The organism is Caulobacter endophyticus (assembly GCF_029543245.1).
Classification (GTDB): domain Bacteria; phylum Pseudomonadota; class Alphaproteobacteria; order Caulobacterales; family Caulobacteraceae; genus Caulobacter; species Caulobacter endophyticus_A.
In genome coordinates, this window is record NZ_JARQWV010000007.1 from 36,743 (window position 1) to 62,549 (window position 25,807).

General features: G+C 69.0%; 25 protein-coding genes. 6 read left to right on the top strand and 19 right to left on the bottom strand.

The window, feature by feature from the left end; translation table 11 throughout:
* Positions 1-67 precede the first annotated feature (67 nt).
* Positions 68-445: a hypothetical protein gene (locus P7A99_RS08430; RefSeq protein ID WP_277793447.1), complete on the bottom strand. Its 378-nt coding sequence runs from the start codon at positions 443-445 to the stop codon at positions 68-70.
* A 17-nt stretch (positions 446-462) separates the two neighbouring features.
* A complete protein-coding gene (locus tag P7A99_RS08435; protein WP_109101186.1) occupies positions 463-813 on the bottom strand; it encodes a hypothetical protein in 351 nt (116 codons plus the stop codon).
* Between the two features lie 182 nt (positions 814-995).
* On the opposite strand from P7A99_RS08435, the gene P7A99_RS08440 reads away from it, so the two are divergent.
* Positions 996-2,879, top strand: a complete 1,884-nt coding sequence (locus tag P7A99_RS08440; RefSeq protein WP_277793448.1) for an HWE histidine kinase domain-containing protein — start codon at positions 996-998, stop codon at positions 2,877-2,879.
* Between the two features lie 211 nt (positions 2,880-3,090).
* Here P7A99_RS08440 and P7A99_RS08445 read toward each other — a convergent pair whose 3' ends face one another.
* Positions 3,091-3,945 (bottom strand): acyl-CoA thioesterase, encoded by an 855-nt coding sequence (locus tag P7A99_RS08445; protein ID WP_277793449.1) that lies wholly within the window; start codon positions 3,943-3,945, stop codon positions 3,091-3,093.
* Between the two features lie 93 nt (positions 3,946-4,038).
* Between P7A99_RS08445 and P7A99_RS08450 the strand changes: the two genes are divergently transcribed.
* A complete protein-coding gene (locus tag P7A99_RS08450; protein ID WP_277793597.1) occupies positions 4,039-5,001 on the top strand; it encodes a histone deacetylase family protein in 963 nt (320 codons plus the stop codon).
* A gap of 9 nt (positions 5,002-5,010) precedes the next feature.
* Here P7A99_RS08450 and P7A99_RS08455 read toward each other — a convergent pair whose 3' ends face one another.
* The 4 genes from P7A99_RS08455 to P7A99_RS08470 form a co-directional block, all read right to left on the bottom strand.
* Positions 5,011-7,440, bottom strand: coding sequence for a TonB-dependent receptor (locus tag P7A99_RS08455; protein ID WP_277793450.1), 2,430 nt, complete (start codon positions 7,438-7,440; stop codon positions 5,011-5,013).
* A gap of 284 nt (positions 7,441-7,724) precedes the next feature.
* Positions 7,725-7,823 (bottom strand): hypothetical protein, encoded by a 99-nt coding sequence (locus tag P7A99_RS08460; RefSeq protein WP_240621635.1) that lies wholly within the window; start codon positions 7,821-7,823, stop codon positions 7,725-7,727.
* A 248-nt stretch (positions 7,824-8,071) separates the two neighbouring features.
* Positions 8,072-8,491: a PaaI family thioesterase gene (locus P7A99_RS08465; protein WP_277793451.1), complete on the bottom strand. Its 420-nt coding sequence runs from the start codon at positions 8,489-8,491 to the stop codon at positions 8,072-8,074.
* The gene (locus tag P7A99_RS08470; protein ID WP_277793452.1) at positions 8,488-9,003 is read right to left on the bottom strand and encodes a PaaI family thioesterase; all 516 of its coding nucleotides are present in this window, start codon (positions 9,001-9,003) and stop codon (positions 8,488-8,490) included. Before P7A99_RS08470 ends, P7A99_RS08465 begins: the two co-directional genes overlap by 4 nt.
* A gap of 26 nt (positions 9,004-9,029) precedes the next feature.
* Here P7A99_RS08470 and P7A99_RS08475 point away from each other — a divergent pair, with 26 nt between their 5' ends.
* Complete coding sequence (locus P7A99_RS08475) at positions 9,030-10,064, top strand: ligase-associated DNA damage response exonuclease (RefSeq protein WP_277793453.1); 1,035 nt, start codon at positions 9,030-9,032, stop codon at positions 10,062-10,064.
* A 3-nt stretch (positions 10,065-10,067) separates the two neighbouring features.
* Here P7A99_RS08475 and P7A99_RS08480 read toward each other — a convergent pair whose 3' ends face one another.
* Positions 10,068-11,045, bottom strand: a complete 978-nt coding sequence (locus P7A99_RS08480; RefSeq protein WP_277793454.1) for a DUF2167 domain-containing protein — start codon at positions 11,043-11,045, stop codon at positions 10,068-10,070.
* A gap of 76 nt (positions 11,046-11,121) precedes the next feature.
* Complete coding sequence (locus P7A99_RS08485; RefSeq protein ID WP_277793455.1) at positions 11,122-11,538, bottom strand: PaaI family thioesterase; 417 nt, start codon at positions 11,536-11,538, stop codon at positions 11,122-11,124.
* Between the two features lie 93 nt (positions 11,539-11,631).
* Here P7A99_RS08485 and P7A99_RS08490 point away from each other — a divergent pair, with 93 nt between their 5' ends.
* Entirely contained in the window at positions 11,632-13,236 is a 1,605-nt protein-coding gene (locus tag P7A99_RS08490) for a cisplatin damage response ATP-dependent DNA ligase (RefSeq protein WP_277793456.1), read from the top strand.
* Here P7A99_RS08490 and P7A99_RS08495 read toward each other — a convergent pair.
* The 4 genes from P7A99_RS08495 to P7A99_RS08510 all read right to left on the bottom strand — a co-directional run bounded on the left by P7A99_RS08495 (position 13,233) and on the right by P7A99_RS08510 (position 17,478).
* The gene (locus P7A99_RS08495) at positions 13,233-14,450 is read right to left on the bottom strand and encodes a multidrug effflux MFS transporter (RefSeq protein WP_277793598.1); all 1,218 of its coding nucleotides are present in this window, start codon (positions 14,448-14,450) and stop codon (positions 13,233-13,235) included. The genes P7A99_RS08490 and P7A99_RS08495 overlap by 4 nt on opposite strands.
* Before the next feature lie 149 nt (positions 14,451-14,599).
* Positions 14,600-15,481, bottom strand: coding sequence for a hypothetical protein (locus tag P7A99_RS08500; RefSeq protein WP_277793457.1), 882 nt, complete (start codon positions 15,479-15,481; stop codon positions 14,600-14,602).
* Positions 15,481-16,248, bottom strand: a complete 768-nt coding sequence (locus P7A99_RS08505; protein ID WP_277793458.1) for a hypothetical protein — start codon at positions 16,246-16,248, stop codon at positions 15,481-15,483. Before P7A99_RS08505 ends, P7A99_RS08500 begins: the two co-directional genes overlap by 1 nt.
* A 69-nt stretch (positions 16,249-16,317) precedes the next feature.
* Positions 16,318-17,478 (bottom strand): DegT/DnrJ/EryC1/StrS family aminotransferase, encoded by a 1,161-nt coding sequence (locus P7A99_RS08510; protein ID WP_277793459.1) that lies wholly within the window; start codon positions 17,476-17,478, stop codon positions 16,318-16,320.
* Between the two features lie 1,118 nt (positions 17,479-18,596).
* Here P7A99_RS08510 and P7A99_RS08515 point away from each other — a divergent pair.
* The gene (locus P7A99_RS08515) at positions 18,597-19,580 is read left to right on the top strand and encodes a mechanosensitive ion channel family protein (RefSeq protein ID WP_277793460.1); all 984 of its coding nucleotides are present in this window, start codon (positions 18,597-18,599) and stop codon (positions 19,578-19,580) included.
* Here the strand turns inward: P7A99_RS08515 and P7A99_RS08520 are convergent.
* The gene (locus tag P7A99_RS08520; protein WP_277793461.1) at positions 19,507-20,682 is read right to left on the bottom strand and encodes a trans-sulfuration enzyme family protein; all 1,176 of its coding nucleotides are present in this window, start codon (positions 20,680-20,682) and stop codon (positions 19,507-19,509) included. The genes P7A99_RS08515 and P7A99_RS08520 overlap by 74 nt on opposite strands.
* Positions 20,683-20,818: 136 nt before the next feature.
* Here P7A99_RS08520 and P7A99_RS08525 point away from each other — a divergent pair, with 136 nt between their 5' ends.
* On the top strand, positions 20,819-21,679 hold the full coding sequence (locus P7A99_RS08525) for a hypothetical protein (RefSeq protein WP_277793462.1): 861 nt from the start codon (positions 20,819-20,821) through the stop codon (positions 21,677-21,679).
* Positions 21,680-21,715: 36 nt separating this feature from the next.
* Here the strand turns inward: P7A99_RS08525 and P7A99_RS08530 are convergent, their stop codons facing one another.
* The 5 genes from P7A99_RS08530 to P7A99_RS08550 all read right to left on the bottom strand — a co-directional run bounded on the left by P7A99_RS08530 (position 21,716) and on the right by P7A99_RS08550 (position 25,766).
* Positions 21,716-23,128 (bottom strand): pyridoxal-phosphate dependent enzyme, encoded by a 1,413-nt coding sequence (locus P7A99_RS08530; RefSeq protein WP_277793463.1) that lies wholly within the window; start codon positions 23,126-23,128, stop codon positions 21,716-21,718.
* Between the two features lie 87 nt (positions 23,129-23,215).
* On the bottom strand, positions 23,216-23,449 hold the full coding sequence (locus P7A99_RS08535) for a hypothetical protein (RefSeq protein ID WP_277793464.1): 234 nt from the start codon (positions 23,447-23,449) through the stop codon (positions 23,216-23,218).
* Positions 23,450-23,599: 150 nt separating this feature from the next.
* Positions 23,600-24,253: a fructose-6-phosphate aldolase gene (gene fsa, locus P7A99_RS08540; RefSeq protein WP_101720534.1), complete on the bottom strand. Its 654-nt coding sequence runs from the start codon at positions 24,251-24,253 to the stop codon at positions 23,600-23,602.
* A gap of 83 nt (positions 24,254-24,336) precedes the next feature.
* On the bottom strand, positions 24,337-25,215 hold the full coding sequence (gene rfbD, locus P7A99_RS08545; protein ID WP_277793465.1) for a dTDP-4-dehydrorhamnose reductase: 879 nt from the start codon (positions 25,213-25,215) through the stop codon (positions 24,337-24,339).
* The gene (locus tag P7A99_RS08550) at positions 25,212-25,766 is read right to left on the bottom strand and encodes a D-glycero-alpha-D-manno-heptose-1,7-bisphosphate 7-phosphatase (protein ID WP_277793466.1); all 555 of its coding nucleotides are present in this window, start codon (positions 25,764-25,766) and stop codon (positions 25,212-25,214) included. Before P7A99_RS08550 ends, rfbD begins: the two co-directional genes overlap by 4 nt.
* Positions 25,767-25,807 lie beyond the last annotated feature (41 nt).

Below are 25,807 nucleotides of genomic sequence, written 5' to 3' on the forward strand. Positions count from 1 at the left end.
ATGGCGAAACGCCCCCGGAAGATGGGCCGGGGGCGGTTGAAAGCTAGGCGTTGGCGCTGAAAAAATCTCAGCGCTTGGGCGGCGTCCTCGAAGCCATGAAGGCCTGGGCGACGGCCGCCGTGAAGGTCGGGTTCTTGAGCGCGAAGACGCCGGCCGCCAGGGCCGCGCCGATCGACAGGATCGGACGGTCCTTGACGATGTCGACAATGCGCTCGGCGAAGCCGTTGACCTCGGGCGGCGGCGCATGGCGCACGCGGCTGGCCTCGGCCCGGTTGGCGGCGATCAGCCCGGCCACCGCCACCACGAAGGCGGCCACGGCGGCGACCACCGCGGCCGCGCCGGCCGAGGTGAGCAGCGGGGCCAGCACCGCGTACAGCGCGAAGGCGGCGGCGAACACGCTCACGGCAGCGGCCGCGGCGATCGCCGCGGCCGCTGCCAGCGTCATCAGGGTCTTTTCGAAGATCACTTGTTGTGGCTGCGGCTGCCGGCGAGCAGGAGGCCCAGGAGGACGCCGACGCCGAGGCCGGCCAGGGTGGCGGTGATCGGACGTTCGCGGACGCGCTCGGAGACGTACTTCTGGGCGTCTTCCAGCTGCTGGCCGGCGGTGTCGGTGTAGGTGCGGCTCTGGGCGCGCAGGGTGTCGAAGCTGTCGACCAGGTTCTTTTCCAGGCGCTTGGCGGCGTCGGCGAAGCTGGCCTTGGCGGCGCTGGCGGCCTCGGCGAAGGAGCGCTCGGCGTGCTCGGCGGCCGCACCGGCGGCGGCCGTCGCCTTGTCGGCTTCGTTCTGAGCGGTGTTCAAGGCGTTCGCGGGCATGTGTCGTCTCCGGTTCGCGGCGGGCTTTACGGGAAGTGCAGCTGAAGCTGCGCCCCGTCAACGCGGAGCCCGCACGGCCAGTTCCCACCTTAGCGCGACCGGAAAAGCTTCACCACAGGAGATCGCGCTGGAGCATCCGATCCCCGCTCGCGCCACGCGAGAAGCCGGTCTATGTTCGAATCATGGCGGACGCGGATGCAGAACGAGCATCGGACCAGGAGGCCCGCAGGCTGCGGGCGGCGACGGCTCTGGCCGGAGCGTGGAAGGACGCCGACGATCCGCGCCTTTCGCGCCTGACGCGGCTGGCCGCGCGGCTGTTCGAGGCCCCGCGCGCGGCCCTGATGCTGATCGAGCCGGAGCGCATTCGGCTGGCCGGCCGCGTCGGTCACGCTGCCGATTCCATTTCCCGCGACACGCCGCTGGCAGAGTTGGTGGTCAAATGCAGCCGATCGGCCCTGCATGTCGACGTTTCGGGCCGGGCCTTCTTCGCCTGCGCGCCGCTGCGAGATCCGCGCGGCCTGGTGGTCGGCGTGCTGGCGGTCGAGGACGACCTGCCGCGCGACGCCATTGCGCCTGGACTGCTGGACACGCTGGCCGAGCTGGCCGATCTGGCCGTCGAGGAACTGATCCGCGGGGCCGACCAGGCGCGGGCCGCCGCCGAGCGCCTTCTGGACGCCGAGCGCCTGGCCCTGGCCTTGAGCGCGGCCCGGCTCGGCGAGTTCGAGTGGAACGTCAAGACCGACCGCGTGCGCATCAGCGAGCGGATGGCCCGCATCAGCGGCATTCCCGCCGGCGAGATGCCGGGCGAGGAGGGCAAGGCCGTCTGGCCCTATGTCCACCCCGAGGACCGCGAGATCACCCGCGAGGACCTGCGCGCCCAGTTGCGCGAGACCGGCCGCTACGAGGTCGAGTATCGCCGGGCCCAGGGCGTGGACGGTCACGAGCAGTGGAGCCGCGGCTGCGGCGTCATGGTGCTGGACGACGAGGGCCAGCCCGACCTGCTGATCGGCGTGGTGCAGGACATCACCGACCAGCGCGAGGCCGACGAGCGGCGCGATAACCTGGTCGCCGAGCTCGACCACCGCATCAAGAACATTCTGGCGGTGGTGCAGTCGGTCGCCGCCCAGTCCGCGCGCAAGAGCTCGTCGCTGGACGCCTTCCTCAAGACCTTCGCCGCGCGGCTGAAGTCGATGAGCTCGGCCCACGACCTGATCAGCGCGGCGCGCTGGCGCGGAGCGACCCTGGGCCGTATCGCCGCCGCCGAGCTGGGCGGCCTGGCGCCCAACCAGACCCGCTGGGACGGGCCCGAGCTGTTCTTGACTCCGCGTGCGGCCGCAGCCCTGTCGCTGGCCCTGCACGAACTGGCGGTCAATGCGGTGAAGTACGGCTCGCTGTCGACCGAGGCGGGCCGGGTCGAGATCGTCTGGCGCCGCTCGCCGGATGGCGGGTTCAGCCTGGAGTGGTTGGAGACCGGCGGTCCGCTGACCAGCGAGCCGACCACGCGCGGCTTCGGCGCCACCCTTGTCGAGGACGTGGTCGGGCGCGAGCTGGGCGGCGAGGCCAAGATCGACTACCGCCGCAGCGGCGTCACCGCGATGATCCACGCCGCCGCCTCGGCCCTGGCCGATGCGCCCGAGCCCGAGCCGGCGCCGGCCGAGCCCGAGCGCATCGTCGAGACCATCGGCGGCGGCGACGAGAACTTCCGCGCCGGGGCCATCGCCGGCCTCAAGGTGCTGATCGTCGAGGACTCGCTGCTGCTGGCCATGGAGCTGGAGGCGGGCCTGGAGGACAGCGGCGTCGAGGTGGTCGGCTGCGCGGCCGAGCTGGGCGAGGCCCTGTCGATGCTGGAGCAGACCTTCGACGCGGCCGTGCTCGACGCCGACCTCAACGGCCAGTCGGTGGCCCCCGTCGCCGAGGTGCTGCGCAAGGAAGGCCGGCCGTTCGTCTTCGCCACCGGCTATGCCGACAAGGCCGCGCCCATGGGCTTCGACGCCCCGATCGTGCGCAAGCCCTACAACGTCCACCAGATCGCCCGGGCGCTGGCTTCGGTGACGGGGCGGGGGTGAAGGGCGAGGGATCTCCTCCACCAACCTTGGTCGTCATCCCGGGCGAAGGGCCGCGAAGCGGGCCGTAGACCCGGGACCCAGGGGACTGGGCGCCGAAGTTGGATCAGCCGTCCCGCGAAGGCCGGGCGCAGGGTGGCGGCCCCTGGGTCCCGGCTCTTCGCTACGCTACGGCCGGGATGACGGGCTTTAGTGCGGGAGAGTAGGGGGCGCCCTACTTCCGGATCCGCATCAGGCACTCTTGCGCCACCGAGGCCACCAGCTTGCCGTCGCGGCTGAACATCTGGCCGCGCACCAGGCCCCGGCCCTGCGAGGCGCTGGGGCTGTCCTGCGAGAACAGGGTCCAGTCGTTGAAGTCGAAGGGGTGGTGGAACCACATGGCGTGGTCGAGGCTGGCGGCCTGCAGGCCCGGCGTCGTCCAGATCAGGCCGTGCGGGCGCAGGGCGCTTTCCATGAAGGCCATGTCCGACGCATAGGCCAGGGCGGCCTGCTGCATGCGGATGTCCTCGCCCAGCGGGGCGACGGCGCGCATCCACACCTGCTTGTCGCCCGACTTCTTGACCGGGGCCACGGGGTTCTGCGGGTCGATCCAGCGCAGGTCGACGGGGCGCGGGCGCTCCATGAAGGCCAGCATCTTGGGATGGATCTGGTCGCCCAGGCTGCGCAGGTATTCGGCCTCGGTCGGCAGGGTCTCGGGGGCGGGAACGTCGGGCGCCTCGAACTGGTGCTCCAGGCCCACTTCCGGCGTCTGGAACGAAGCCGCCAGGTTGAAGATCTGCTCGCCGTGCTGGATGGCGGCCACCCGGCGGGTGGTGAAGGTGCCGCCGTCGCGGGCCCGCTCGACCTCGTAGAGCACCGGGGCGTTCACGTCGCCGGGGCGGATGAAGTAGGCGTGCAGCGAGTGGCAGACCCGGTCGCCCACGGTCTGGTAGGCCGCCGTCAGGGCCTGGGCGATGACCAGGCCGCCGAAGATGCGCGGAAAGCCGTCGTTGGGGCTGACGCCCCGGAACAGGTTCACCTCGATCGGTTCGAGGGTCAGGATCTCGGCGAGGTTCTCGGGCGTCTGCATGGTGCGCTGCGATAAGCTTCACGGACGGGCAGGGCAAGCCTGCCCATAGCGTCAGCCTTGCGCCGCATGGTCGCGGCGCCCATCCTTCGGGCCATGCCGCCGCCCCCGCCGCCCATCGTCCATCACCCCGCCTTCCGGGCCGAAATGCCGCCCGGCCACCGCTTCCCGATGGACAAGTTCTCGAAGCTGGCCAGCGTGCTGGAGGCCGAGGGGCTGCCGGGGCCGGGCGGCTTCCACAAGCCGGAGTTCGCAGCCCTGGAGGTTCTGCGCCTGGCGCATACCGACGACTATGTGCGCGGCGTCGTCGAGCTTTCCCTGCCGCCCGAGATCGTGCGCCGCATCGGCATGCCCAACAGCGAGAGCGTCGCCATCCGCGCCCGCGCCGCGACCGGCGGCACGATCCTGGCCGCGCGCCTGGCCCTGGAGCACGGGATCGCCTGCAACACCGCCGGCGGCAGCCATCATGCCGAGGCGGCTTCCGGCGCCGGCTTCTGCGTGTTCAACGACGTGGCCGTCGCCGCCCGTCTGCTCCAGGCCGAGGGGCGCGTCTCCCAGGTGCTGGTCGTCGACCTCGACGTCCACCAGGGCGACGGCACGGCGCGGATCTTCGAGGGCGATCCCAGCGTCTTCACCTTCTCGATGCACGCCGAGAAGAACTTTCCGCATCGCAAGGCCGCCAGCGACCTCGACGTGGAGCTGCCGGATGGGACCGACGACGCGGCCTATCTGGCCCGCCTCGACGCGATCCTGCCCGAGCTCATCGCGCGGGTGGATCCCGACCTCGTGTTCTTCAACGCCGGCGTCGATCCGCATGCGGACGACAAGCTGGGGCGTCTGTCCCTGACCAACGCCGGCATCGCCGCTCGTGAGGCGCGGGTGCTGGGCGCCTGCCTGCAACGGGAGGTGCCGGTCGTGGGCGTGATCGGCGGCGGCTACGACCCCGACATCGATCGCCTGGCCGACCGCCACGCCATACTGCACCGCACGGCGGCGGCGCTGGCGGCCACGAAAAAGGGGCGGCCCGTCGCCGAGCCGCCCCTTCCTCACGCGATCTGAGATACGGCCTTAGAAGGCCGTCCGCAGGCTGAGCACCGCCGCGCGCGGGGCGCCCACATAGGCGTAGGTGCGGCCGTAGCCCGGATCGCCCGGGGTGGCGCTGGTCTGGGTTCCCGACAGGTTGCCGTAGTAGAACTTGTCGAAGAGGTTGGTGACGTTGAGCTGGAGGTACGACTTCTTCCAGCCGTCGCCGCCCAGGTCGTAGCGGACGTCGGCGTCCCACACCGTGTAGTGCGGCAGCTTCTGGTCGTTGACGTCGGTCATGTACCGCTCGCCGATGAACTTGCCCTGCACGCCGATCTGGAACTTGCCGATGTCGTAGGTCAGGCGGCCGGCGAAGGTCCACTTCGGGGTCTCCACCACCTGCTTGCCGGCGGTGTCGGCATAGGTGGCCAGGCCCGTAGTCGAGCTGTAGCTGACGGCCAGGTCGTCCTGCAGCTTGGCGTCGGTATAGGCCATCGAGCCGTAGATCGTCAGGCTGTCGTCCAGGCGCCATTGGGCCTGGGCGTCGAAGCCCTGGATCTCGACGTCGCCGACATTGCGGTCGATGTAGGTGCCGTCGTTCTGGTCGACGGTGGTGACGATCCGGTTCTGGATGTTGGTGTGGTAGACGCTGGCCGAGGCCATCACGGTCGGCGTGCGGAAGCGGTAGCCGACCTCCACCGTCTGGCCGGTTTCCGGCTCGACATTGCCCAGAGCGCCGGTGCTGGTCAGGGTGTAGAGGTTGTCGACCTTCGGGGCCGACATCTGCTCCGAATAGCTGCCGTAGACCGAGTGGTTGTCGCCGATGCGGTACGACAGGCCCACGTTCGGCAGGATATCGTCATAGCTCTTCTTGGCCGAGAACGGCGAGAAGTAGGTCGCGCCGTTGACGGTGACGACCGAGGCCACCGCGCCGTCGGCCTTGGTGGCCGTCGCCGTCGGGGTCATCGACGAGCAGTAGTAGGTGGTCGAGCCGGCGCGCGAGTAGCAGTACTGGTTCAGCTCGCGATCCAGGGTGGGCAGGCGCACGCCGATGTTGGCGACCAGCTTCTCGTCCAGGAATTCGCCGCGGTACTCGACGCTGAACTGGTTGAAGGTGGCCACCGAGGCGCGGTTGCGCTTCTGGGCGACGTCGCCGTCCGCGGTCAGCACCGCCACGCCGTAGCCGTCCTTGCCGCTGAACACGTCGGTCGGGTCGCCGTTGCTGTTCAGCACGCTGTACTCGCCGGTCTGGCGGGTGTGGGCCTCGTCCCAGGCATAGGCGAAGCGCACGCGGTGGTGGTCGGCCACGTCCCAGATCAGCGAGGTGTTCAGGCCCCAGCGACGGGTGTTGGTGTTGCTGGGCGAGTAGACCAGCACAGTGTCGCCGGTGTCGCCGTCGCCATTGAGGTCGACGCCCTTGCTTGCGCTGTTCTTCAGCTGGATCGAGGTTTCCGACAGGCTGGTCGAGCCGCCGCCGTTGGCCAGGGTGTAGTTGAACGACGGATCGACCGTCAGCTTCAGGTTCGGCAGCAGGGTGAAGCGCGACTGGCCGCGGATCGTGCCGGTGTTCGACGGGTTCAGGCGCAGGCCATAGTAGTTCGAGGTGCCTGGCGTGGTGCTGAAGTCGTAGTCCTCGCCGTAGGTCGCCACGTCGCCGGCCACCGAGGCGTCGGCGTTGGTCAGGTAGGGCGCGTAGTAGCTGTTGTTTCGGTTCTCGTTGTAGTTGAAGTTCAGCGCCAGGAAGTCGCCCGGCTTGGCCAGGTCCTGCTCGATGCGGGCGTTGACCTGCTTCTTCTCGAGCGTGCCCGGACCCTTGAACTTGTCGTACTTCTGCCAGCTGCCGGCGATCCAGGCGCGCGTGCCCAGCGGGCCGAACTCGCCGGTCTGCAAGAGGGCGAAGGCGCGGCGGAAGTTGTCGGTGCCGACGCCGGCCTTGGCGACCACGCCGAAGTCCTTGGTGGCGCGCAGGGTGGTGTAGTTGATCACGCCGGCGGTCGAGGAGGCGGTGACGGAGTCGGCGTCGGTCGAGCCGGTGTTGACGTTGGCCTGCTGGATCAGCTCGGCGTCGACCTGCTGGTTTGAATAGATGGCGTAGTTGCCGCCGTCGTTCAGCGGCACGCCGTCGACCAGGAAGCCGATGTGGGCGCCGTCCTGGCCGTGCAGGCGGATGCTGCCGCCCGACGAGCCGTAGGGGTCGCTGTTGGTGAACACCAGGCCCGGCACCAGGTTCAGCGATTGAAGCACGGTCTGGCCGTCGGCCTGGCGGTTCAGGAACTCGTTAGTGACCGTGTACTTACCCTTGGGCGCGGTCTCGGCGACCATGGTCCCGTCCATCGTCTTGGGGCCCGAGGCGGCGGTGACGACGACGGTATCGAGTTCGGTGGTGGCGGTCGATTGGGCGTAGGCGCCGGCGGCCGAAAGCAGGCCGCCGAACAGCGCCGTCGTGGCCAGGCAGGCCAGCTTGGTTCTGTTCATCTCTAAGAATATCCCCTTGTCCGCAACAACTCCGCCGATATGCGAAGTAAAATCCTGCGGAGGCGGGATTTTTAGAGATCGTAATTCAATGTTTGATGACGATATTTGAGCGATTATAGGGTCGAAAATCGACGGTATCGCTGCAAGTTCGCTGCAAAGGCAACGTTCTGATATCTATCGAAACAAGTAAGTTTCGAATTATTTCCGATCTATTCTTTGGCGAATGAATTCGCCAGGCGCCATGCTCCGCCGGGATCGGGCCGGCGGAGCTACGCGGCGTTCACTTAGAAGCTCGGCGAGATGAAGCCGGCGACGACGACGAGGGGAAGCACGGCGAGCACCAGGCTGGCGAGCGAAGCAAAAGCGTTGTTCGAGAAGGTCATTGGTTTAGTCCCTGAGTTGTTTGCCCGGCGCGACGTCCGCGTCCGGTGAAAGGAGGTATAGGTCGGGCGAGGGACGAACACCCGTTACCTTTGCGTCATGACGCGGTTTTAAGAAACTATCCGACCTGTAATGCGGATTACATTGGATTAATGTGAGCGCCTTGGCGGCGAGGGGTGAAAATTATTGCCTTCTTGGCCGGTTGCCGGGTGGGCGCGGCTTGCGCCCCGCCGCCGCAACCGGGGGAGGATCAGTCCTCGGCCCCGGTCAGCAGGAAGTGTCCGCGCAGGGCCGCGATCGGGGCCGCGCGCTGTTCCTGCCAGGCCTCGACATGGACGTTGGCGATCCGTCGGCCGACCTTCTTGATCTGGGCGCGGGCATAGGTGGTCAGGGGCCGGCCCGAGCGCAGATACTCGATCGAGACGTCGATGGTGCGCGGCTGGCGCTTGAGGGTCTCGGCGATGGACAGCTGGGCCAGGGCGGTCATCTCCATGAAGGCGCCCAGCACGCCGCCGTGGATGGCCGGCAGCATCGGGTTGCCGACGATCTCGGGCGAGAACGGCAGGATGGCGGTCATCTCGTCGCCGGCCAACTCGGCCTTCATGCCGATGAAGCGGGCGTAGGGAATGGCGCCGAGCACGGCGATCAGGCGATCCTGGGCTTCGCTCATTGGCCGCCCTCCTTCTTGTTCTCGTCCGGCTTGCTGGATCCTGGCGGCTTGAGGTTGGCGCCGGCCTTCTTGCCGGCGCTTGAATCCAGCATGAAGGCGGCCTGGGCGGCGGCGATCGGGTCTTCGGGATCGGTCTCGTAGGCCACGGCGCGGACGAAGGCGACCGAGCGTGTCAGCTTGTAGCAGTGGGCGCGGGCCAGGATGTCCTTCCCCGGCTCGGCCGGCCGCATGTAGTCGATGCGCAGGTCCAGGGTGGCGATCGAGGTCCAGTGGCTCATGGCCGCGTGCACCGCCTGGCCCGAAGCGTGGTCGAGCAGGGTGGTGACCACGCCGCCGGCGATGACCCCCGTCTCGGGATCGCCGACCAGCTCGGTGCGGTAGGGCACCTTGAGGATGGCGACGCCGTCGCCGATCTCCAGGGTGGAAAAGCCTAGGGCCTTGGCCTGGGGGCTTCCCTCGTTCATCGCCTTGGCGATGAGGCGGTGCTGTTCGCCGATATCCGTCTCGCTCATGAGGGATAGGCTTACAGGATCGCGCGTTGTCTTATCCAGCCGTGATCAAGCCCCAGGATCTTCTCTGTCCGAAGCCCGGAGGGCTGTACTGCCCGCCCGGCGACTTCTACATCGATCCGGTCCGCCCCGTGGACCGGGCGGTGATCACCCACGGCCACTCCGACCACGCCCGCGCCGGCCACAACACCGTGCTGGCCACGCCCGAAACCCTGGCGATCATGGCCGAGCGCTACGGCGAGGATTTCGCGGTCGTCGGCCGCCAGCCGCTGCCCTATGGCCAGAGCGTCGCGATCAACGACGTCGAGGTCTCCCTCGTCCCGGCCGGCCACGTGCTGGGTTCGGCCCAGGCGGTGGTGCGCTGGGGGGGACTGACCATCGTCGTCTCGGGCGACTACAAGCGCCGCCGCGACCCCACCTGCGCCCGGTTCGAGCCCGTGCCGTGCGACGTCTTCGTCACCGAGGCGACCTTCGGCCTGCCGGTCTTCCGCCATCCTGACGACAAGGGCGAGATCGCCGCCCTCCTGAAGTCGGTCGAGCAGTTCCCCGAGCGGGCCCACATCGTCGGGGCCTACGCCCTGGGCAAGGCCCAGCGGGTGATCCGCCTGCTGCGCGAGGCCGGCTGGGACCGGACGATCCACGTGCACGGGGCCATGGAGCGGCTGAACCGCCTCTACGAGGCCCACGGCGTCGACCTGGGCCCCTTGGCGCCCGCGACCACCGAGCGCGGCAAGGCCGGCGACTTCGCCGGATCGATCATCGTCGCCCCGCCTTCGGCCTTGGCCGATCGCTGGAGCCGCCGGTTTCCCGATCCCGTCGACTGCTTCGCCAGCGGCTGGATGCGCGTGCGGGCCCGCGCCCGCCAGCGCGGCGTCGAGCTGCCGCTGATCATCTCCGACCACGCCGACTGGGACGAACTGACCGACACCCTGGCGCAGCTGCGTCCCGGCGAGGTGTGGATCACCCATGGCCGCGAGGAGGCCCTCGAGCGGTGGTGCGAGCTGGAGGGCATCTCAGCCCGCGCCCTGCGCCTGGTCGGCTATGACGAGGAGGACGGCGAGTAGGCCTTAAGAGATCAGGTCGGGCCCGCCCGGCTTGGGGCCGGGCTTGGGCTTCTTGCCGCCGCCGAACTTGCCGCGAAGCCAGGTGACGAGGCCTCCGAAGGCCGCGATGAGGAACACCGCGCCCTTCTTGCCGAAGGCGATCAGCAGGGCCAGCAGGCCGAACTTCTTGGCCGCCGCCACGCCCGCGCCCGCGGCGATCAGGCCGGCGACGCCATACTCGGCGACCTTGTCCTCGCCCTTCTTGAAGTCGACATAGCGTGAGCCCTGGTCGAACTGGGCGGTGGCGGCGATCCGGCCGGCCATGCCGTGCAGCTCGGCCAGAGACTGCGGCGCGGCCACGGCGTTCAGGCTGATCACGCCTTTGCGGCCCAGGACGCGGATGTCGTAGTTCAGCGAGTGGCCCTCGCCCTGGCCGATCTCCAGGTCGCGGGCCCAGACCAGCACGTGCTTGTCGGCGTCGTAGCTGGGGCGCTCGGCCCAGCCGGCCAGATGGATGGTCTGGTAGCCGGCTTCCTTGCGACGGGCGTTGGACTCTTCCTCGCCCGAGCGCAGGTCGACCAGCAGCTTGTCGTAGTCGGTGGTCTTGGCGTCCTTGTCGGAGACGTAGCCGATGTCGTCATAGGTCACGACCACGCCCCAGGCCTCGGCGTCCAGCGGCTTGTAGCGGCTGGAGAAGATCATCCCCAGCACGCCGTCGGCGGCGTCGGGCGGGTTGCCCCAGCCCTCGGTCAGCACGCGGCGGGCGCTGGCGGCGTCGAGGAAGTAGAAGTCCGAGCCCAGGTCGAGCGTGGCGTGGGCCTGCGCAATGGCGACCTGGCCGGTGCGGCGGGGCAGGCGGTCCTGCCAGCTGATGTCGGGCTGGCCGGAGGCGACCTCCTGCTGGCCGGCGGCCCAGGCCGCGCCCGGAAGGACGGCGGCGGGCAGGGCGGTGGCGGACAGGCCGGCGACGAGCGCCACGGCGGCGACGGTGCAGCGGTGCATGGTTGTTCCCCCGAACATTACTATCGCCAAGCTATAGCGAGGCGCCGCGCGGGGCTGCAAGCGCGATGGGCCGGTTTCAGACCACCTTGAACGTGCCGCGCGCGCGGGCCACGGGCTTGCCGTCGGCGCGGACCGTGGCCTCGGCGTAGCACAGGCTCTTGCCCGGCTTGATGAAGTCGGTGTCGAACTCCAGCCATTGGCCAAGGCTCGGTGCGGCCAGGTAGTCGACGCCCAGCGAGACGGTGACGAAGCCGTTGAAGGCCAGCCCTTCGCGGCGCATCCGCACTCCGCACGACAGGCCCATGGCGTTGTCGGCCAGGGCGGCGATCAACCCGCCATGCGGTCCGCCGCGCGAATTGGCGTGCGCCTCGCGGGCTTCCAGTCCCAACACCCAGCGGTCCTCGCGCACGTCGGCGTAGATCGGCTCCCATGGCGCGGTGAGCGGGCTGGTGCGGGTGTGCGGCGCAAACGGCTGGGGCGGCTGGAAGGTCATCGGCGTCTCCCTCGATCATGAGTTAAACGAATGTTTGAATTGCGCGCAAGCATCGTCGCTTGAACCTGCGCCCCGGCGCGACATTCTCTAGCCATGCGCGCCTTCGCCCATCTTCTCGATCGCCTGTCGCTGACGGCCTCGCGCAACGCCAAGCTGACCCTGATCGAGGACTTCTTGCGCGGGACCCCGGACCCGGATCGCGGCTACGCCCTGGCGGCCCTGACCGGCGCCCTGTCGTTCGACGCCGCCAAGCCGGCCTTCATCAGGAAGGCGGTCGAGGCGCGGATGGACGCCCAGTTGTTCGCCTGGTCCTACGACTATGTCGGCGATCTTGCCGAGACCGTCGCCCTGGTCTGGCCCGCCCGGCCCGGCGCCAACCGCGAGCCGGAGCTGTCTGAAGTCGTCGAGGCGCTGAAGGCGACCTCGCGGGCCCAGGCGCAGGCGCTGATCGAAGGCTGGCTCGACGCGCTGGACGCCGACGGCCGCTGGGCGCTGCTCAAGCTGATGACCGGCGGGCTGCGGGTGGGGGTGTCCTCGCGGCTGGCCAAGCAGGCCTGCGCCAATCTGGGCGGCGTGCCGATCGGCGAGATCGAGGAGGTCTGGCACGCGATCGAGCCGCCCTATGGCGATCTCTTCGCCTGGCTGGAGGGGCGGTCCGATCGGCCATCGCCCGACGCCCCGGGCCGTTTCCGGCCGGTGATGCTGGCCCAGGCCGTCGACGAGGCGGTGGATTTCGCAAAGCTCAATCCGGCCGACTACGCCGCCGAATGGAAGTGGGACGGCATCCGCGTGCAGGCGGTCAGCGAGCGCGGCGAGCGGCGGCTCTATACCCGCACCGGCGACGACATCTCGGCGACCTTTCCCGACGTGCTCGAAGCGCTGGATTTCGAAGGCGCGCTGGACGGCGAGCTCCTGGTCATGCGCGACGGCGCGGTCGCCAGCTTCGGCGACCTCCAGCAGCGGCTGAACCGCAAGACGGTGGACGCCAAGCTGATGGCCGCCCATCCGGCCGGGATCAGGGCCTATGACCTCCTGCTCGACGGGCAGGAGGATCTGCGGAACATGCCCTTCGCCCAGCGCCGCCAACGGCTGGAGGCCTTCATCGGGCGGTTGTCGATGAGCCGCATCGACCTGTCGCCGCTGCAGCCTTTCGAGACCTGGGACGGCCTTGCCGCCCTGCGCGCCGACCCGCCGCCTGGCGATCCGACCATCGCCGAGGGCCTGATGCTCAAGCGCTGGGACAGTTCTTACGAGCCCGGTCGTCCCAAGGGACCGTGGTTCAAGTGGAAGCGTGATCCGCACCTGGTGGACGCTGTGCTGATGTACGCCCAGCGGGGGCACGGCAAGCGTTCGAGCTTCTATTCCGACTACACCTTCGGCGTCTGGCGGCAGGACGAGACGGGCGAGCGCAAGCTGACCCCGGTGGGCAAGGCCTATTTCGGCTTTACTGACGAGGAGCTCAAACAGATCGACAAGTTCGTCCGCGACCATACGGTCGAGCGGTTCGGGCCGGTGCGGTCGGTGCGCGCCGACCTGGAGTTCGGCCTGGTCTTCGAGGTGGCGTTCGAGGGTCTCCAGCGCTCGACCCGCCACAAGTCGGGCGTGGCCATGCGCTTTCCCCGCATCAACCGCATCCGCTGGGACAAGCCCGCCCGCGAGGCCGACGAGCTTTCGACCCTGGAGCGGATGCTGGACTAGTGCGCCATGTCCGGCGCGCCGCTGCCGTGGCCGGTCTGGAACAGCTTGCCCTTCTCGGTGACCAGTACGGCGATCAGGCCCGCCATGCCGAAGCCGAAGAAGCCCAGGGTCAGCGGGCCGACGGTGCCGTCGAACAGCTGGCCGATCAGGAAGCCGCCCAGGGCCCCGCCGATGGTGGTGATGAAGCCTTGCAGCGAGGCGGCCGCGCCGGCGATGTGGCCCAGGGGCTCCATGGCGATGGCCCCGAAGTTCGACATCACCAGGCCAAAGCAGAACATCATCCCGCCTTGCAGCAGGGCGAAGGTCCAGACCGTTTCGTGCTGGGTGTGGGCGATGATCGCGTGCACGCCGGCGAAGGCGATGAAGCCCAGCAGGGCCGCGTGCGAGACCTTGCGCATGCCCAGGCGCTCGACGATGCGGGCGTTGACGAGCGAGGCGACAGCGATGCCGCCGGCGATGCCGGCGAAGATCAGGGTGAACCACTCGCCCGCGCCCAAGGCGTCGACGAACACCTGCTGGGCCGAGTTGATGAAGCCGAACAGGCCGGCCAGCACCAGGGTGGCGGCGATGGTGTAGCCCATGGCGACGCGGTCGGTCAGGGCCGTGCAGAAGGCGCCCAGGATCGCGCCGGGCGAGATCGGGGTGCGGTCTTCCGGGTGCAGGGTCTCGGGCAGCTTGAGCGCGGTCCAGGCGATCACGGCGGCGCCGAACACCGCCATGACGCCGAAGATCCAGCGCCAGGGCGCGACCAGCACGATCGCCTGGCCGATCGAGGGCGCGACGATCGGCACGGCCAGGAAGACGATGAACGACAGCGACATCACCTGGGCCATGCGACGGCCCGAATAGCAGTCGCGGACGATGGAGACGGCCAGCACCCGCGTCGCCGCCGCGCCGACCCCGGTCAGGGCCCGGGCGACCAGCAGCATCTCGAACGAGGTGGTCAGGGCGCAGGCCAGGCTGAAGAGGACGTAGAGGGCAAGGCCTGCCAGCAGCACCGGCTTGCGGCCGTAGCGGTCGGCCAGCGAGCCGTAGGCGATCTGGGCCGCGCCGAAGCCGAGCAGGTAGGCGGTGATCACCCATTGGCGCTGGTTGTCGGCGGTGAGGCCGAGGCTGGCGCTGATCTGCGGCAGGGCCGGCAGCATGGAGTCGATGGCCAGGGCGTTGGTGGCCATCATCGCCGCGATCAGGGCGACGAACTGGGCAAAGCCCATGCCGGCATGGGCGGATGTGGTCTGCTGGGTGTCCCTGGGCATGACGCGCTCTTTCTTCGGCCGTGGACGCGCGAGGCGCCGGCCGGCGCGAAACGCAACGCGCGGCATATAGGCCGGCAGGGGCCGCGCGCCAACCGCGCGGGCCTCTGCTACTGGGCCATCATGAACTGGATGCTCACCGTCTGGCCCTCGCCGACCTTCGATGCGCCCTCCTGCGACTGGCCGACGCTGGCCACGCGCAGCAGGGGCTGAGAGCCAGGCTGGCCGGCCGGCGCGCTGCGCAGCTCGCCGAGCACGGGCTGGGCGCCGGTCAGGGCCTGGTGGAAGGCCGCCGAGCGCGCGAGGGACAGGGCCGCGGCCTTCTGGCCCTCGGCGGTGAAGGCGTCGAGATTGGTCTGGCTGACCACGTTGACCAGAGCCAGCTTGGCCTCGCCCTCGGGGCAGGTGGCGGAGGCCGAGCCGCCGTAGGAAAGGCAGGGCAGGCGCTTGGCCAGAGAGGCGGCGACCTGGCCTGCGATCGTGCGGCCGCCCGCCGACAGGGTCGATGAGCCCGGTTCGAACAGGGCGTCGGCCGAGAACGACAGGGCGCCGCCCGCGGTGTCGCCCACCAGCGGTGCGCCGGCGTCGCGCAGGTCGGCATCGAGGAAGCCCATCAGCGCGCGCTGGGCGTCGACGGCGGCCACCGCCACGCCCGAGGTCTTGGTCGGCGGGGCGAAGGAGAAGCAGCGGCGATCGGTTCCCGCGCCGCCGATCACGGTCTCGGGCACGCATAGCACCCGGGCCTTCTCGTCGATCTCGACGGTGACGTCGCGCGGCGTCAGGGCCGTGGCGGTCTGCAGCAGGGCGGCGGTCTCGGGATGCCTGGCCTCGGTCAGGGCCTTGGTCGACTGCCGGAACTGCAGGGCGAAATAGCTCAGCATGATGATGAAGATGAAGATCACCCCCACCATCATGTCGGTCATCGAGACGTAGTAGCTTTCGCCCTCCTCGAGGTCGGGCGTGCGACGCCGACGGGCGCGGGCCAGCGCCATCAGGCCAGGCTCGGCGCGACGGGCTGGACCTTGGCGCTTCCGGCCAGGGCCGTCTCGATGCGCGACAGCACGGCCAGCTGCTCCAGCATCACCTTTTCAGGCGGGGCGAAGCGGACGCAGCCGTCGAGCAGGGCGAAGAAATGGGCCTCGAAGGCTTCGATGATCTTGCGGCGGCGACGGGCCACGAGGCGCAGGACGATCGATCCCAGCACGCCGGCGATCGAGGTCCAGAACTTGGTGGCGGCCACGGCCAGGAGGCCCATCAGCGCGGTCTGCATGCCCGCGCCGCCCTGGCGCTGCATGGCGTCGACCGCTTCGGTCAGGGCCGCGACGATGCCCATGAAGGTGATGACCAGGCCGATGGCGACCAGCAGGTTGGCCCACCATTCCAGGGTGCGCGCGGGGCCGTCGGCATGCTCGAAGGCGTCGGCGGCGTGGATCGACGAGGCCAGGCGACCGTCGGCGGTTTCCGCCAGCTGACCGCGATAGGCGGCCCAGCCCAGCTCCAGGGTCGGGTGGGCCGTGCCGCTGAAGCGCTTGTCGATATTCGCGAAGGCCTCGGCGAAGGCCCTTTGCGGATCGCTGCCACGCAGCTCCGACAGTAGTTCGGCGCGCCGCTGCAGGTCGTCCTTCAGCGGCGCGAACTCGAAGTGGCCCGACTGGAAGATCAGGCCGATCGCCAGCGCCAATATGGCGCCGGCCATGATGAGGGCCGCGCTGGGCGCGCTGAAGACCGAGACGACGAAGCTGGTGACCGGATCGTGCATGCGGGCCCTTCTAGGGGAAACACTCGCGGCCGACCAGTGCCGGAAGTTGCGGCCTCAATGAGGCGCAGCTTAACCGTTAAAACCCCGGATCGCGTCGATGATCACGGTTTGATCGGCCTCCGAGAGATAGGGGTGCATCGGCAGGGCCAGCACGGTTTCGGCCTTGGCTTCCGTGACCGGCAGGCCGCCGGCGCCGCGCGGGAAGTCCGCGTAGGGGGCCTGCACGTGCATCGGCACCGGATAGTAGACGGCGGTCGGCACGCCCTTGGCCTTGAGGTGGGCGGCCAGGCCGTCGCGGTTCTCGTGTTCGATGACGTACTGGGCCCAGACCGAGACGCCGCCGTCGATGACCTTGGGCGTGGACAGCACCACGCCTGCGAGCCCCGCGGCGTAGCGGTCGGCGACCGTCTGGCGCAGGGCGATCTCGTCGGTGAAGATCGCCAGCTTCTCGATCAGGATCGCCGCCTGGATGGTGTCCAGCCGCGAGTTCATGCCGATGCGGGTGTTGAGGTACTTCGGATCGTGGTCGAAGGTCTTGCCTTCCAGGTCCGGGCCGACCGCCTTGCCGTGGACGCGGTAGCTGTCCATCAGGTCCCACAGCACCGGATCATTGGTCAGCACCGCGCCGCCGTCGCCGTAGCAGCCCAGCGGCTTGGCGGGGAAGAAGCTGGTGGTGGCCACGTCCGCCCAGTGCAGGGGATGCTTGCCGTTCAGGGTGCAGCCGAAGCCCTGGGCGCTGTCGGCGATCAGCTTGAGGCCTTCGCGCTCGCAGATGGCCTTGATGGCCGGATAGTCGGCCGGCTGGCCGAACAGGTCGACGGCGATGACCACCTTGGGGGTCAGCTTGCCCTGCGCCTTCACGTCGGCGATGGCCGCTTCCAGCTTGGCGGGGTCGAGGTTGTAGGTATCGGGCAGCACGTCGACGAACACCGGCGTGGCGTTGACCCACGGCACGACTTCCGGGGTGGCGGCGAAGGTGAAGGACGGGCAGAACACCGCGTCGCCCGCGCCCACGCCCCAGGCCATCAGCGGCAGGGCGATGGCGTCGGTGCCGTTGGCGCAGGACAGCGCCTTGCCGGCCTGGCCGAAGGCGGCCAGCTGGGCTTCGAATTCGCGAACCTGCGGACCCATGACATAGGCGCCGCTGTCCAGCACCGCCGCCACGGCGGCGTCGATCTTGTCGCGGATCCGGCGCTGCTGCGCGGCGAGGTCGATGAAGGGCATGCTCATGGGCGCGGCTCTTAGAGTTCAAAGGCGGCGGTTTCGAGCCAATTGATGTAACCGACTGTTTCTCGGCTGTCTGTCGAAGACCCCCTCCGACCCTCCGGGCCACCTCCCCCTTCAGGGGGAGGTTCCTTGAGGTTGGGCGCGGGTTCGCAGTCTCCCGCGTTCGCACGCGTTAGTTCGGGGAGGCGCGGAGCGGCCGGGCGGAGCCCGGAGACCGTGATGTGTTTTAGCGTTTCGGCTTCGTCGACCGCTCCGCCGCATCGTTATTCCGAAGGGCCGAAGGCGCGGGTGCTGTTTCAACCCTGGATCCGGCTGTCCCTCGGACGGGCAGGACCAATAGCTCCGCGGTAATCCGGCGCGAGCCTCGGCTGATCCTGTTAGGCCGGTTTGAACGATCCCGGCCCTGTCGACCCGCTCGCCGCGTCATGGAACGGCTTGGCGGCCCATTTGCGCTCTCGTGAGCGCTCCTGCAAGCCCGCCTTTTCCCACGACGCTTCAAGCGGCCCCGCTCGATGCGGTCCTCGCCACGCTTGGGCCGGTACCAAGAGCCCTCCCCATGGCGGGGACGGCTTTGATTATGCGGCGCGTTTCGGCGCGTCTGATTGAATTGGATGAGAAAGTTGCAAGGGGTTGGATTGGTTGGGTTCTTTGGCGAACTCGCCGGGGATGGACGCTGCTCTATCCCCCTCCGCCCCAAACTCACGCCTTCCTGGGCCTTGTGCCCAGGATCCATCGTTCAGCCTGCTCAGACCTTTCGCATTCGGCCACCGCCTGAGCAGCGGCCGGCATGGGCCCTCGCCACAGGGGCGAGGGAGGCGGCGATGGGAGCGAGCGCCCCGCGTTCAGGAAAAGCCTCAAGTCCCCGCTTTGGCGGGGATTTTACGGGTGGGGCTGCTGGACCTCGGTAGCCCAGTCTCGCCCCCTCCACCGGCTTCGCCGGCCCCCCTCCCCCGTTTCTCGGGGGAGGAGCCGCTTAACTGGCCAGTGTCTGGGAAGCCGAAAACGTCCCCCCTCCGTCGCTTTCGGCGACACCTCCCGCAGAGGGGGAGGATGCTCGAGGCGGAACGAACCTTGGCCGCCTGTCGTTGACCGGCCGGCGCGGGGGCGCCATCGAGAGTTTCATGAGCAAGCCGACCATCGTACCCGAAGACCTCGCCCTGCCGTCCATCGCCAACATCAAGGCCGACGAGACCATGTTCGGCCATTTCGTCGACTGGCTGGGCAAGATCGCCGTCAATCTGGTGGTCGCCTCGATCATCCTGGTGGTCACCTTCTGGGCCGCCGGATGGCTGGCCGGGGTGGCCAAGCGGGCGCTGGGCCGGGTGCACCGGACCAATCCAGACCCGACCCTCGAGAGCTTCGTCTCGTCGCTGGTGCGCTACGCCATCGTCGCCATCGGCCTGGTGGCGGTGCTGCAGCAGCTGGGGGTGCAGGCGACCTCGATCATCGCGGTGCTGGGCGCGGCCTCGCTGGCCATCGGCCTGGCCCTGCAGGGGGCGCTGTCGAACGTGGCGGCCGGGGTGATGATCCTGCTGTTTCGCCCCTATCGCGTCGGCGACGTCATCGAGACGGCCACCCGCCAGGGCACGGTCAAGTCGCTGGACCTGCTGTTCACCGAGATCTCTACGCCCGACAACGTCAAGGTGATGATCCCCAACAGCAAGGTGTTCGGCGACGTCATCCTCAACTACTCGACCCACCGCACCCGCCGGGCCGACGTGCTGTTCAAGGTGCCGCTGAAGACCGACCTCGTCCTTGTGCTGCAGAAGATGCGCGAGCGGGCCGAGAACGATCCGCGGGTGCGCAAGGATCCCGCGCCGATGATCGAGGTGACCGACCTGTCGGAGGTGTTCGCCCAGGCCGCCATTCGCGTGTGGACGGCCAAGGAGGACTTCGGCCCGGTCAAGACCGACCTGATGCTGGCCGCCCATCTGTGGGCCGAGGACCCGACGCGGGAGCTGCCGCCCCCGCGCAAGTCGAATGCTCCCGATCCGTCACCGTCCATGCCCGGCGACAAGGATCATCACCTGTTCAGGCTGAAAGCGCCGAGGAAAGGTCGGAAATCAGATCCGAGCAGTCCTCGATCCCCACCGAAAGCCGGATGAGGGTGTCGCTGATCCCCAGCGCCTTGCGCTGATCGGCGGGGATCGAGGCGTGGGTCATGATCGCCGGATGCTCGATCAGGCTCTCGACCCCGCCCAAGCTCTCCGCCAGCGTGAAGAGGCGCGTGCGTTCCAGCACGCGGCGGGCCGTGGCCTCGTCGCCCTTCAGCTCCACCGAGATGACGCCGCCGAAGCCGCCTTGCATCTGGCGGCGGGCCAGGTCGTGCTGGGGGTGGGTCTCCAGGCCCGGATAGATCACCCGCTCGACATCCTTGCGGGTGGCCAGCCATCGGGCGATCTCCAGGGCGCTGTCGCAGGCCCGCTGCATGCGCAGGGCCAGGGTCTTGACCCCGCGCAGGGCCAGGAAGCTGTCGAACGGTCCCAGCACCGCGCCGACGGCGTTCTGCAGGAACCTCAGCTTGTCGATCAGCTCGGGATTGTCGCCGACCACGGCCACGCCCGCCACCACGTCGGAGTGGCCGTTCAGGTACTTGGTGGCCGAGTGCATGACGATGTCGAAGCCCAGCTCCAGCGGCCGCTGCACATAGGGGCTGGCGAAGGTGTTGTCGGCCACGGTGATCAGGCCGCGACGCTTGGCCAAGGCCGCGATGGCCTCCAGGTCGGCCAGGCGCAGCATCGGATTGGTCGGGGTCTCGACCCAGATCATCTTCGTCTCGGGCCGGATCGCCGCCTCGATGGCCGAGGGATCGCCCATGTCGACGAAGCTGAAGGTCAGGCCCGCCGAGCGCTTGCGCACCTTGTCGAACAGCCGGAACGAGCCGCCGTAGAGGTCGTCGCTGGCGATCACGTGGGCGCCGCTGTCGAGGATCTCCAGGATCGTCGAGGCCGCCGCCAGGCCCGAGGCGAAGGCGAAGCCGGCGGTTCCGCTCTCCAGGTCGGCGATGGCCCGCTCGAAGGCGAAGCGGGTGGGGTTGTGGCTGCGGCTGTACTCGAAGCCCTTGTGCTCGCCCGGGCTCGACTGGACGTAGGTCGAGGTGGCGTAGATCGGCACCATCACCGCGCCGGTGGTCGGATCGGGGAACTGGCCGCCGTGGATCGCGCGAGTGGCGAAGGCCAGGCGGTTCTTTCCGGGAATATCGGTCATGCGGGAAGGCTTTCGGTTTGCGAACTCAAATGAAAGGCGCAAGGTCGCGGATCAAGGGGCGCGCCTTGGCGAGCTGGCGGCGACGTCAGTCAGGCAAGGTGGGACGGAGGGGAGACTTTTTCCACAGGACAGCGCCATGCGTAGAAAAAAGCGAAGCCCGGCCTTCAAGATCTTCTTTCTGCACATCCCGAAGACCGCGGGGACCAGCTTCGTCGACACCCTTCGAGGGTGGTTTCCGAAGGCGGACCGCGCCAACTACATCGAAGGACTGCCCGGCGAGGCCCGCGGGCAGCTGGGTGCGAAGAGTTTCGTGTCCGGCCATCTGTTCTGGGACGAGGTTCACCGCCTGCCCTGCATGGGCGAGCGGCGCCTGATCTCGGTCTTTCGCGACCCCTATGCGCGCCTGGCCTCGCACCTGCGCTACATGGACCGCTACAGCCAGCCCGACTACAGGGACGGCTTCGACGCCTTCGACGACGACATGAAGGCCATTGTCGAGCGGATCTCGAAGCTGGACTTCGAGCGGCCGTCCGATCTCGAAAGCTTCTTCTCCGACCTGTCCGGCTGGGGCCGCGCGGCCTTCGACAACAGCCAGACGCGGTTCATGACCTGCGATCCGGGCTCGGAGGCCTGCTCGCCCTACGGCGCGCTGTCGGACGGCGCCATCGACCTGGCGCTCGAACGGCTCGAGGCGCTGGACATGATCGGCATCAGCGAGGATCTGCGCACGACGATCGAACGGCTGGCGCTCCAGATCCGGCTTCAGCCGCCGGCCCGGATCGCGCGGTCCAACACCAGGTCTTCGGTGCGCAAGCTCGATCATCGCGATCCGGCCATCCGCGCGGCGATGGCGCCGCTCGTCCGGTTCGACGAGCGGCTCTACGCCCGGGCCAGGACCCTGTTCCAGCAACGGGCCGCCCTTCAGCCCGCCGGCGGGGTGCAAGCCCTGGGCGACTGGGGCGGCGATCCCCGGGCCTCCCAACGCGTCAGCCCTTGAACCGGCGCGCGGCCGCGGACGGCGTCATGCCGCGCCTCACGCGCCCAGGCGCAGGTGGTTGATCAGGTCGACGCGGGTGATCACGCCGACGAACTCGTCGCCGTCGCAGACCAGGGCCACTTCGTCGCGATCGAAGACGTCGGGCAGCACCTCGACGCCCTGGTGGGCCTGGAGGGTGTTGACCTCGCGGGTCATGGCGTCGGCCACGGAGGTCTTGAAGCGCGCGCCGCGCTGTTCCTCGTGGTGCTCGTCGCCGCCCTCGACGGCGGCCAGGATGTCGCTCTCGTCGAGAATGCCCACCAGCCGGCCGTGGTCGACCACCGGCAGCTGGCTGATGTCGGACGAGCGCATGCGGTTGTAGGCGGTCAGCAGGGTGTCACGCGGGCCGATGGCCACGACGCCGCCGTCCGCGTAGCGCTTGGCGATCAGGTCGCGCAGGTCGCCGTGCAGCTCGCGCTGGTCGAAGCCGTGCGCGGCCAGCCACATGTCGTTGAACATCTTGGTCAGGTACTTGGCGCCGGTGTCGCAGACCAGGGTCACCACGCGCTGGGCCTGCGTCTGCTCGCGGCAGTATTTCAGGGCGGCGGCCAGCAGGCAGCCCGAGGACGAGCCGGCCAGGATGCCTTCCTTGCGCAGCAGCTCGCGGGCGGTGTCGACGCTCTCGCGGTCGCTGATCGAATAGGCCTTCGAGACCAGGTCCATCTGGGCGTTGTCGGGGATGAAGTCCTCGCCGATGCCCTCGACGATCCACGAGCCGGCCTCGCCATAGGTTCCGGTCGCCACGTAGTCGCAGAGGATCGAGCCGACCGGGTCGGCCAGCACCATCTTGGTCTTGGGCGAGTGGGCGGCCATGTAGCGGCCGACGCCGGTCAGGGTGCCGCCCGAGCCGACGCCCACCACCACCGCGTCGACGTCGCCGTCCATCTGCGCGAGGATCTCCGGGCCGGTGCCGGTCTCGTGGGCCAGCGGGTTGGCCGGGTTGGAGAACTGGTTGGCGTAGATCGCGCCGGGGATCGACTGGGCCAGGGCCTGGGCCATGTCCTGGTAGTATTCGGGGTGGCCCTTGCCGACGTCGCTGCGGGTCAGGCGCACGTCCACGCCCATGGCCCGCAGGTGCAGGATCTTTTCCCGCGCCATCTTGTCGGGGACGATCAGGATCAGCTTGTAGCCCTTCAGGGCCGCCACCTGGGCCAGGCCCAGGCCGGTGTTGCCGGCCGTGGCCTCGATGATCGTCCCGCCCGGCTTCAGCGAGCCGTCGGCCTCGGCCGCCTCGATCATCGAACGGGCCACGCGGTCCTTGATCGAGCCGCCGGGGTTCTGGTTCTCCAGCTTCAGGAACAGGCGGCAGGGGCCGGTGTCGAGGTTACGCACCTCCAGCATCGGCGTGCGGCCGATCAGGTCGAGAGCGGTACCGGCGACCGGCGGAAGGGCGGATTTGGGGTCGTTCATGGCGCGACTCTGGGGCAGGGCGAAACGATCACCCCTGTGTAACGCCCAAAATCAGAAACGGGAAACGCCGTTCTTGAAGCTTGACCGTCAGGCCCCGGCGGCGGCCAGGCGGTCCATGCGCCATTCCAGCGCGAACTTTCGGCCCACGCCGGCGTCCTCGAACACCACCTTGCGGCGCTCGGCGCCCAGCTCGGGCGTGTTGTGGATCATCACGAACGGGAAGCCGTTGCTGGCCAGGAAGCTCTGCACGAAACGCGAGAAGCGCAAGGCCTCCTCGGCGGAGGCCAGGCAGATGTCGACGGCGATGTCGGCGGCTTTCATGGGCGCGCTCCTCAACGACGAGGTTTCCCGACCCTAACGCGCCAATTCGCGTTTGCGAACCATCTTCGCAGTTGCAAAAAGAAGCGGCCCCGGACGAATCCGGGGCCGCGCCTTACGCCGCAAGGGATCGCGGCGCCTGAAAAAACCGGGTTACAGGATCGACTGGCCCGTGCTCGCCCAGTCCTTCAGGAACTGCTCGAGGCCCTTGTCGGTCAGCGGGTGCTTGAACATGTCGCCGAACACCGCCGGCGGGATGGTGACGACGTCGGCGCCGGCGATGGCGGCTTCCTTGACGTGGTTGGTGTTGCGCACCGAGGCGGCCAGGATCTCGGTCTCGTAGCCGTAGTTGTCGTAGATGGCGCGGATGTCGCGGATCAGGTCCATGCCGTCGAAGCCGTAGTCGTCGAGGCGGCCGATGAAGGGCGAGACGTAGGTCGCGCCGGCCTTGCCGGCCAGCAGGGCCTGGGCCGGCGAGAAGCACAGGGTGACGTTGGTCTTGACGCCTTCGTTGGCGAAGTGGCCGCAGGCGATCAGGCCGTCGCGGGTCAGCGGCAGCTTGATCACGACGTTGGGCGCGATCTGGGCCAGCTTGGCGCCTTCGGCGATCATGGCGTCAGCGGTGGTGGCGGCGACTTCGGCGCTGATCGGGCCGGGGACCAGGTCGCAGATCTCGGCGATGACTTCGAGCATCGGACGGCCCGACTTGGCGATCAGGGTCGGGTTGGTGGTGACGCCGTCGATCAGGCCGGTGGCGGCGAAGTCGGCGATGACCTTGGTGTCGGTGCTGTCGAGGAAGATCTGCATGGCTCTGCGCGGGGGCCTTGTTGTTGAGACTTTCCAGCGGGTTTAGCCCCTCGGGGGCCGCCGCGCCAGAATTTCGCGCGGGGTCAGAGACCCTGGGCGAGGATCTGGTCGGTCGCCCGCGCCACGGCCGGTTGCCAGGGCTCCGAACGCCACCCGAACACCTTTGCGACCTTGCCGTTGTCCAGCGCGCCATTGAGTGGGCGCCGCGCGGGCTCGGGGAAGTCGGCCTTGGCGACGGCGAGCGTGCGGGCGCGCGTGTGGGGGTCGCGCGTCAGGGCGGCGAGCGCCATGTCATGGCGCGAGGCGGCCTGGCCGTTGTTGAAGTGGAAGAGGCCGAAGGCCGGGTCTGCCCGTTCGGCGGCGATCCAGCGGGGCGCGGCGTTCAGGATGAACTCGGCCAGGGCGACCGCGTCGGTCGGACAGCCGTACTGGTCGGCGACCAGGCGCAGTTCGTCACGCGTCCGTCCAAGCTGCAGCATGGCGCGCAGGAAGTTGCGGCCATAGGCGGAGAACACCCACGAGATGCGCAGGACCACGCCCTTTTCCCAGGCCAGGACCGCGGTTTCGCCGTCGAGCTTGGTGCGGCCGTAGACCGACAGCGGATTGGGCGGATCGTCCTCGCGATAGGGCCGGTCCAGGGTCCCGTCGAACACGCAGTCGGTGGACAGGTGGACCAGCGGCAGGCCGCGGGCTGCGCAGGCGCGCGCCATCGCGGCCGGGGCCAGGGCGTTGACGGCCCGCGCCGTCTCCGGCTCGGCCTCGGCCTTGTCGACCAGGGTGAAGCCGGCGCAGTTGAGGACGAGGTCGCAGTCGGCCGCGGCGATCGCGCGTTCGACGGCCGCGATGTCAGAGAGGTCGACGTCCTGTCGTGAGAGCGCCTGCACGGCCGCGCGGCCCTGGGCCGTGGCGATCATCGCCTGGGCCGTCTGGCCGGTCGCGCCGAACTGCAGGATGCGGATCAAGCGGCCGTCCCGTTTCCCGGGGCCGGAGGAAAGCGCGGGCCGAGCCGCTCGCGCAGGAAGGCCAGCAGGTCGCCGCCCTCGAACAGGAAGCCTTGCATGCCGGCGCGCCGGGCGGCCTCGACGTCGCTGTCATTGTCGCCGACCAGCACGCAGTCCTGCGCCGACAGGCCCTGCTCGGCCAGGCCGCGCAGGATCATGCCCGGATTGGGCTTGCGGTCGGGATGGTCGTCGCAGCGATAGGCCTCGACGACGGCGTCCTTGTGGAACGGGCAGTGGTAGAAGGCGGCGATCGCGCCGCCCAGGACGGCCAGTTCGCCCTGCATGTGGGCGTGCAGGGCATGGACCGCGTCTTCGCCGTAATAGCCGCGCGCCACGCCCGACTGGTTGGTGACGACGATCGAGCGGACGCCGGCCGCGGTCAGGGCCGCGATCGCCTCGCGCGCGCCGGGAATCCATTCCAGCCTGGCCGGATCGTGCAGATAGCCGCTGTCGACGTTCAGCACGCCGTCGCGATCGAAGAAGACGGCTTTCAGCGGCGCTGGATCGGACATGTGCAAAGCCATTAGGGGATGGGAGGGCGCGTCACAAGCCG

Excerpts from the sequence above, each read along its gene's own strand:
- P7A99_RS08430 (WP_277793447.1), bottom strand. The coding sequence starts at position 445 with ATGACGCTGGCAGCGGCCGCGGCGATCGCCGCGGCCGCTGCCGTGAGC.
- P7A99_RS08435 (WP_109101186.1), bottom strand. The coding sequence starts at position 813 with ATGCCCGCGAACGCCTTGAACACCGCTCAGAACGAAGCCGACAAGGCG.
- P7A99_RS08440 (WP_277793448.1), top strand. The coding sequence starts at position 996 with ATGGCGGACGCGGATGCAGAACGAGCATCGGACCAGGAGGCCCGCAGG.
- P7A99_RS08445 (WP_277793449.1), bottom strand. The coding sequence starts at position 3,945 with ATGCAGACGCCCGAGAACCTCGCCGAGATCCTGACCCTCGAACCGATC.
- P7A99_RS08450 (WP_277793597.1), top strand. The coding sequence starts at position 4,039 with ATGCCGCCGCCCCCGCCGCCCATCGTCCATCACCCCGCCTTCCGGGCC.
- P7A99_RS08455 (WP_277793450.1), bottom strand. The coding sequence starts at position 7,440 with ATGAACAGAACCAAGCTGGCCTGCCTGGCCACGACGGCGCTGTTCGGC.
- P7A99_RS08460 (WP_240621635.1), bottom strand. The coding sequence starts at position 7,823 with ATGACCTTCTCGAACAACGCTTTTGCTTCGCTCGCCAGCCTGGTGCTC.
- P7A99_RS08465 (WP_277793451.1), bottom strand. The coding sequence starts at position 8,491 with ATGAGCGAAGCCCAGGATCGCCTGATCGCCGTGCTCGGCGCCATTCCC.
- P7A99_RS08470 (WP_277793452.1), bottom strand. The coding sequence starts at position 9,003 with ATGAGCGAGACGGATATCGGCGAACAGCACCGCCTCATCGCCAAGGCG.
- P7A99_RS08480 (WP_277793454.1), bottom strand. The coding sequence starts at position 11,045 with ATGCACCGCTGCACCGTCGCCGCCGTGGCGCTCGTCGCCGGCCTGTCC.
- P7A99_RS08485 (WP_277793455.1), bottom strand. The coding sequence starts at position 11,538 with ATGACCTTCCAGCCGCCCCAGCCGTTTGCGCCGCACACCCGCACCAGC.
- P7A99_RS08490 (WP_277793456.1), top strand. The coding sequence starts at position 11,632 with ATGCGCGCCTTCGCCCATCTTCTCGATCGCCTGTCGCTGACGGCCTCG.
- P7A99_RS08495 (WP_277793598.1), bottom strand. The coding sequence starts at position 14,450 with ATGGGCTTTGCCCAGTTCGTCGCCCTGATCGCGGCGATGATGGCCACC.
- P7A99_RS08500 (WP_277793457.1), bottom strand. The coding sequence starts at position 15,481 with ATGGCGCTGGCCCGCGCCCGTCGGCGTCGCACGCCCGACCTCGAGGAG.
- P7A99_RS08505 (WP_277793458.1), bottom strand. The coding sequence starts at position 16,248 with ATGCACGATCCGGTCACCAGCTTCGTCGTCTCGGTCTTCAGCGCGCCC.
- P7A99_RS08510 (WP_277793459.1), bottom strand. The coding sequence starts at position 17,478 with ATGAGCATGCCCTTCATCGACCTCGCCGCGCAGCAGCGCCGGATCCGC.
- P7A99_RS08515 (WP_277793460.1), top strand. The coding sequence starts at position 18,597 with ATGAGCAAGCCGACCATCGTACCCGAAGACCTCGCCCTGCCGTCCATC.
- P7A99_RS08520 (WP_277793461.1), bottom strand. The coding sequence starts at position 20,682 with ATGACCGATATTCCCGGAAAGAACCGCCTGGCCTTCGCCACTCGCGCG.
- P7A99_RS08525 (WP_277793462.1), top strand. The coding sequence starts at position 20,819 with ATGCGTAGAAAAAAGCGAAGCCCGGCCTTCAAGATCTTCTTTCTGCAC.
- P7A99_RS08530 (WP_277793463.1), bottom strand. The coding sequence starts at position 23,128 with ATGAACGACCCCAAATCCGCCCTTCCGCCGGTCGCCGGTACCGCTCTC.
- P7A99_RS08535 (WP_277793464.1), bottom strand. The coding sequence starts at position 23,449 with ATGAAAGCCGCCGACATCGCCGTCGACATCTGCCTGGCCTCCGCCGAG.
- fsa (WP_101720534.1), bottom strand. The coding sequence starts at position 24,253 with ATGCAGATCTTCCTCGACAGCACCGACACCAAGGTCATCGCCGACTTC.
- P7A99_RS08550 (WP_277793466.1), bottom strand. The coding sequence starts at position 25,766 with ATGTCCGATCCAGCGCCGCTGAAAGCCGTCTTCTTCGATCGCGACGGC.